The organism is Dactylosporangium sp. NPDC005572 (genome assembly GCF_040605515.1).
Taxonomy (GTDB): Bacteria; Actinomycetota; Actinomycetes; order Mycobacteriales; family Micromonosporaceae; genus Dactylosporangium.
On the sequence record NZ_JBEXCY010000040.1, the window covers coordinates 63,461 to 69,804 of the forward strand.

Annotated in this window: 6 protein-coding genes; all 6 read left to right on the forward strand. The window is 75.0% G+C overall.

What is annotated here, in order from left to right; all coding sequences use genetic code 11:
• Positions 1–81 precede the first annotated feature (81 nt).
• On the forward strand, positions 82–1,716 hold the full coding sequence (locus ABZS66_RS21200; RefSeq protein ID WP_354760110.1) for an ABC transporter substrate-binding protein: 1,635 nt from the start codon (positions 82–84) through the stop codon (positions 1,714–1,716).
• Positions 1,717–1,721: 5 nt separating this feature from the next.
• On the forward strand, positions 1,722–2,480 hold the full coding sequence (locus ABZS66_RS21205; RefSeq protein ID WP_354760112.1) for a DUF1684 domain-containing protein: 759 nt from the start codon (positions 1,722–1,724) through the stop codon (positions 2,478–2,480).
• A complete protein-coding gene (locus tag ABZS66_RS21210) occupies positions 2,464–3,408 on the forward strand; it encodes an ABC transporter permease (RefSeq protein ID WP_354760114.1) in 945 nt (314 codons plus the stop codon). The genes ABZS66_RS21205 and ABZS66_RS21210 overlap by 17 nt, the downstream gene beginning before the upstream one ends.
• Positions 3,398–4,210 carry an ABC transporter permease gene (locus ABZS66_RS21215; protein WP_354760116.1) on the forward strand — a complete coding sequence of 271 codons (813 nt, stop codon included), beginning with the start codon at positions 3,398–3,400 and terminating at the stop codon, positions 4,208–4,210. Before ABZS66_RS21210 ends, ABZS66_RS21215 begins: the two co-directional genes overlap by 11 nt.
• Before the next feature lie 20 nt (positions 4,211–4,230).
• Positions 4,231–5,532, forward strand: a complete 1,302-nt coding sequence (locus ABZS66_RS21220; protein ID WP_354760118.1) for a hypothetical protein — start codon at positions 4,231–4,233, stop codon at positions 5,530–5,532.
• Positions 5,529–6,344, forward strand: an 816-nt coding sequence (locus ABZS66_RS21225) for an ABC transporter ATP-binding protein (RefSeq protein WP_354760120.1), incomplete at its 3' end; no start/stop codon positions are given. The genes ABZS66_RS21220 and ABZS66_RS21225, both read left to right, overlap by 4 nt.

A 6,344-nucleotide genomic window follows, 5' to 3' on the forward strand; every position in this document is an offset into this window, starting at 1 on the left:
ACAGCCTCTTGCCCGAGCGTCGACGCGTGTATACGCTCGCGGCTGAATTCCTAGCTATCACGTCTGATTATTGGAGTAGCCATGGTCCGCAGGCTGGTCGTGGCGGCGGCGTCGGTGACGCTGTTGGCCGCATGCAGCAGCACCGGCTCGCCCGGCGACGGCGCCGCGTCCGGCGCCCCCGTGCGCGGCGGCACGGTCGTGTTCGCCACCGACGTCGAGCCCACCTGCCTCGACCCCGCGGCCCCGAGCCAGATCGCCACGCAGATCCTGCAGCGCAACGTGTACGACTCGCTGATCTACCAGGACGCGAAGGGCGCCTTCCACCCCTGGCTGGCCAGCTCCTGGGACGTCTCGGCCGACGGCACGACGTACACCTTCCACCTGCGCGACGGCGTGACGTTCCACGACGGCACGACGTTCGACGCCACGGCGGCCAAGGCGACCTTCGACCACTTCACCGACCCCGCGACCAAGGCCCCGCTGGCCGGCTCGCTGCCGTTCGGCTCGGCGACCGCGACCGATCCGGGCACGCTGGTGGTCAAGCTCAAGTCGCCGTTCGCCCCGTTCCTGCAGCTCGTGTCGTTCTCCGTCCTCGGCATCCAGTCGCCGGCCGCGCTCGCGAAGGGCCAGGCCGCCCTGTGCGCCGGCGGACCGGGCGCGGCCGTGGGCACCGGGCCGTTCACCACCGCCGCGTACACCAAGGGGCAGAGCCTCACCTTCGCGCGGTACGACGCCTACAACTGGCCGCCGGAGGGCTCGCCGCACCAGGGCGCCGCGTACCTGGACAAGGTCGAGGTCCGCTTCCTGCCGGAGAACTCGATCCGGGTCGGCGCGGTCAGCAGCGGCCAGGCCCAGCTCGCCGCGAACGTGCCGCCGGTGACCGCCGCCGCGTTCGAGGCCGGCGGCGGGGTGCGGGTGCTCAGCGCGGCCGCGGCCGGCACGCCGTTCACCGCGTACCTCAACACCAAGCGGGCCCCGTTCGACGACGTCAAGGTCCGCCAGGCGTTCCAGCGCGGCATCGACATCGAGAACATCGTCAAGTCGGTCTACGCGGGCCGCTTCCCGCGCGCCTGGAGCCCGCTCACGCCGAGCACGCCGTACTCGTACGACAGCACGCTGGAGAACAGCTGGCCGCAGGACTCGACGCTGGCCAACCGGCTGCTCGACGAGGCCGGTTGGAGCCAGAAGGACGCGCAGGGGTACCGCGTCAAGGACGGTAAGCGCCTGACCGTCGTCTGGGTCCAGAACAGCACCGTCATGCGCGAGCAGCGCGACGTCGTCGCCCAGGCCGTCGCCGACAACGCCAAGAAGCTCGGCTTCGAGGTGACCGTGCAGGGCCTCGACGCCGGCACGTTCTCGGCCCGGGCCAAGGCCGGCGACTACGACATCGCCGACCAGAGCAACCAGCGGGCCGACCCGGACATGCTCTACAACGTGTGGTCGTCGAAGTTCCTGGCCACCAAGGGCGGCGCCAACTACGCCAACGTCGACGACCCGCAGGTCGACCAGTGGCTCAGCCAGGGCACCACGGCGCTGCAGCAGCAGGACCGGCCGGCGGCCTACAAGCCGCTGCAGCAGTGGGTCATCGACAACGCCGCGGCGGTGCCGATCTACGTCCCGCAGTACCTCCTCGGCGTCTCCAACGCCGTGCAGGGCGTGCAGTTCACCGTCTCCGGGTACCCGGACTCCTTCTACACCGTGTGGCGGACCAGGTGAGCACCGTGCGCAACGACGACTTCGAGGCCTGGCTGGCCGCGCGCGCCGAGGAGGTGGCCGGCCCGGCCGGCCACACCGCCCTGACCGGCACGTACCCGGTCGCCGAGCCGCTCGTCATCGACGGCGTGCCCGGCACCTGGAGCGTCCGGGACGGCCGGCTCGCCGTCACCGTCGAGGCGGGTGCGCCGCTGACCAGCGGCGGCGCGCCGGTGACCGGCACCGCGTTCGTCGAGGGCGACCTCGAGGCGCCCGGCGTGACGATCCGGACGTTCGCGCGGGAGGACGGGCCGGTGGTGCGCACGTACGAGCACGCCGCGCCCGGCCGCACGGGCTTCGCCGGCATCGACCGGTACCCGTACGACGAGCGCTTCCGCGTCCCGGCGACGTTCGAGCCGTTCACCGCGCCCGAGGCCACCCCGGTCCCCTACCAGCGCGACGACGTCGTCCGCGCGCACGTCGTGCCGGGCGAGCTGGCGTTCACCCTCGGCGGCACCGAGCACCGGGTCCGGGCGTTCGAGGGCCACGGCGGCCTGTGGTTCGTGTTCGCCGACGCGACGACCGGAGTGAGCACGTACCGCCCGGGCCGCTTCGTCGAGGCCCGCACGGCACCGGAGGGCTACGTGGTGGACTTCAACCGCGCGTACCTGCCGCCGTGCGCGTTCTCGGACTGGTACAACTGCCCGCTCCCGCCCCGGGAGAACATCCTGACGGCCGCGGTCGAGGCGGGCGAGCGGTCGGTGCTGGGCCGTGCCCACCCGGCGTGACGCCGGCCGCCTCGCCCGCCGGGCGGCGGTCGCGCTCGTGCAGCTGTGGGGCGCCGCCACGCTGTGCTTCGCGATGCTGCACCTGATCCCCGGCGACCCGGTCGACATCATCATGGGCAACCAGGCGCTGGTCTCGCCGGAGCTCAAGGCCCAGGTGCGCACCGAGTACGGGCTCGACGACCCGGTCGCGGTGCAGTACCTGCGGCTGCTGGGCCGGCTGGCCCACGGCGACCTCGGCATCTCCTACCAGCTGCAGCGGCCGGTGTGGGGCGCCCTGGCCGAGCAGGTGCTGCCCACCGTCCAGCTCGCGGGGGCGGCGCTGCTGCTCGCGGTGCTGCTGGCGGTGGGCGCGGCGGTGCTGGTCCCCGAGCGCAGCCGCGTCGCCCGGGCGCTGTTCTCCGGGCTGGAGATGGTCGCGGTGTCGCTGCCGCAGTACTGGCTGGGCATTCTGCTCATCACGTTCCTGTCGCTGCGCTGGCACCTGTTCCCGGTCATCGAGGCCGGCACCTGGCGCAGCCTCGTGCTGCCGGCCGTCGCGGTCGCCCTGCCGATCGCCGGCACGCTCGCCCAGGTGCTGCGGGAGGAGATGGACACCGCCCTCGCCCAGCCGTTCGTCACCGCGGCCCGGGCCCGCGGCGCCGGCGCGCTGGCCGTGCGGACCGGGCACGCGCTGCGGCACTGCCTGGTCCCGGCCACCACGCTCACCGGCTGGTTCGTCGGCAGCCTGCTCGGCGGCTCGGTCCTCATCGAGCAGGTCTTCGGCCGGCCCGGGCTCGGCCAGGTCGCGCTGACCGCCGTGACGAACAAGGACCTGCCGATGGTGACCGGCGTGGTCATGCTGGCCGCCGCCGTGTTCGTCGTGGTGAACCTGCTCGTCGAGGCCTCCTACCTCGTCATCGACCCGAGGGTGCGCCGCGATGGGACGTAGGCTCACCGTCTCGGCCGCGGCGCTGGTCATCCTCGCCGTCGTCACCGCCGCGCTGTGGCCGCAGCTGCTCACCGGCCACGACCCGAACGCGACCGACCCGCTCGCCTCGTTCCGCCCGCCGGGCGCCGGGCACTGGTTCGGCACCGACCAGCTCGGCCGGGACCTGTTCGCCCGGGCCGTCTACGGCGCCCGGCACTCGCTGCGCATCGCCGCCGGCGCGACGCTCGTCGCGCTGCTCGTGGCGGTGCCGGTGAGTGTCCTGGCCGCGCTCGGCGGCCGGTTCGCCGACAGCGTCGTCAGCCGGGTCCTCGACGTGCTGCTGTCGTTCCCGGCGCTGCTGCTGGCCCTCGTCGTGGTCACCGTCGCCGGCCGGGGCGAGCTCAGCCTGCTGCTGGCGATCGGCCTGGCCGACATGCCCGGCTACGCCCGTCTGCTGCGCTCCCGGCTGCTCGTGGTCCGCACCGCCGGCTACGTCGAGGCGGCCACCGGGCTCGGCGTCGGCCCGTGGACCTCGCTGTGGCGGCACATCCTGCCCAACGCGGCCGGCCCGCTGCTGGTGACCGCCACGCTCGGGCTGGGTGTGGCCGTCATCTTCGCCTCCGGGCTGAGCTTCCTCGGCCTCGGCACTCAGCCGCCGACCCCGGAGTGGGGCGCGATGCTCGCCGAGGGCCGCTCGACGCTGGCCGTCGCCTGGTGGGCCGGGGTCTTCCCGGGCCTGCTCATCACCGTCACCGCGGTCGCCGTCACCATCCTGGGCCGCGACCTGCGCAACCGCTTCGGCATCGGCTCGGTCCGGCCGTGAGCCACTTTGGAGGTACCCCCGTGCCGACCGACCGCTACGGGCAGCGCGTGTCCACCGCCGACCCGCAGGCCGCCGCGGCCTACTTCGACGCCGTCGACGCGTACCTGGCCCTCGACGACACCGCCGTCGACGGCTTCGCCCAGGCGATCACGCTCGACCCCGGCCTCGCCGTCGCGCACCTCGGGCTCGGGCTCAGCCTGGCCTCGGCCGGCCGCGACGCCGAGGCCCGGGAGGCGTTCACCGCCGCCGTCCGGCTGCGCCGCGAGCGTCCCGACCGGCTCGGCCCGCGCGAGGCCCGTCAGATCGACCTCGTCACCGCCCCGCCCGCCAACCTCGCCGCCTACGCCGAGCATCTGGAGGCGCACCCCGGCGACCTGCTGGTGCTCGGGTTCGCCGCCGGGCTGCTCAGCGGCCGGCGGATCGCCGCCGGCACCGGCCGTGACGGCGTGCTCGCGCTGGCCGCGCCGTCGGCGGCCGCGTTCCCGGACGACTGGGCCCTGGCCGGGATCTGCGCGCTGGAGCTGGAGGAGGCCTGGCAGTTCGCGGCGGCGGAGGCGGCCGCCGAGCGCTCGCTGCTGGACCGGCCCGACAACCGCGCCGCCTGTCACGGGTACGTCCACGTCCTGCACGAGACCGGGCGCATCGCCGCCGTGGAGTCGTTCCTCGACGGCTGGTTCGGCACCCGGCACCCCCGCTCGCCGCTGCAGACGCACCTGCGCTGGCATCACGCGCTCGTGGCGCTGGAGAACGACGACGCGGAACTCGGACTGCGGCGCTACCACGCCGCCATCGACCCCAGCGTCTCCACCCGCCGCACCACGCTCGTCGACGCCGCTGCCGTGCTGTGGCGGCTGCGGATCGACGGCCACACCGGCCTGCCGTGGGGCCCGGTCGCCGAGCTCGCCCGCGACCAGCTCGCGGCCGCGCGCGGCGCGCTGTTCGACGTGCACGCCGCCCTCGCCCTGGCCGCCGCCGACCGGGACGGCCTGGTCCCGCTCCGCGCCGCCTGGGCGGCCGAGACCGCCCGGCCCAACCGAGACGTCGTCCTCGCCGTCCTCGACGGCGTCGCCGCGCACGCCGACGGCCGCTACGACGTGGCCGTGCGGCACCTCGGCGGCGTGGTCGCGGCGGTGGCGCTCGTCGGCGGCAGCCGCCTGCAGCAGGACATCGTCGTGGACACGCTGTGCGACGCGCTGGCCCGCAGCGGCGACGCCGCCCGGGCCGCCGACATCCTGGCGGACCGCAAGCACCGGCGCCGGTCGCGGCGCGACGCGCGCTGGATCGCCGACCTGCGCAGGGACTCCGCGGTGGTACCGCAGTGAGCCCCGACGCCCTCCTGACCGCCGAGGACCTGCACGTCACGTTCCGCACCGCCGGCGGTACCGTCGAAGCGGTCCGGGGCATCTCCTTCACCCTCCACAAGGGACAGTGCCTGGCCGTCGTCGGCGAGTCCGGCTCCGGCAAGAGCGCCACCGCCCGCGCCCTGCTCGGCCTGGCCGGCCCGGCCGCCACCGTCACCGCCGCCACGCTGCGGCTCTCCGGCCGGGACCTGACCACGCTGACCGAGACCCAGTGGCGGCACCTGCGCGGCCGCGACATCGGGCTCGTCGCGCAGGACGCGCTCGGCTCGCTCAACCCGCTGCACCGGGTCCGCCGCGACGTCGGCGAGTCGCTGCGCCGGCACCGCCTGGTCCCGCGGGCGCTGCGGCCCGGCCGGGTGGTCGATGCGCTCGCCGGCGCCGGGGTGCCGGAGGCGGCGGTGCGGGCGGAGCAGTACCCCCACCAGCTCTCCGGCGGCCTGCGCCAGCGGGCCCTCATCGCCTCCGCCGCCATCGCGAACCCGCCGGTCCTCATCGTCGACGAACCGACCACCGCCCTCGACGTCACCGTGCAGGCCCAGGTGCTGACGCTGCTGGAGGAGCTCAAGGCCGCCGGCACCGCGCTGCTCATGATCAGCCACGACCTGGCCGTGGTGGCCCGGATGGCCGACCAGATCCTGGTGATGCGGGAGGGCGTCGTCGTCGAGTCGGGCCCGCCGGCGTCGGTGCTCGGCGCCGCCCGCCACCCGTACACGCGCCGGCTCCTCGCCGCGATCCCCACCGGCCGGCCCCGCCGCGGCCCGGGCGGCCCGGGC

What these genes read in the sequence shown, in the direction of transcription:
- ABZS66_RS21215 (WP_354760116.1), top strand. Translation starts at nt 3,398, where the DNA reads ATGGGACGTAGGCTCACCGTCTCGGCCGCGGCGCTGGTCATCCTCGCC.
- ABZS66_RS21200 (WP_354760110.1), top strand. Translation starts at nt 82, where the DNA reads ATGGTCCGCAGGCTGGTCGTGGCGGCGGCGTCGGTGACGCTGTTGGCC.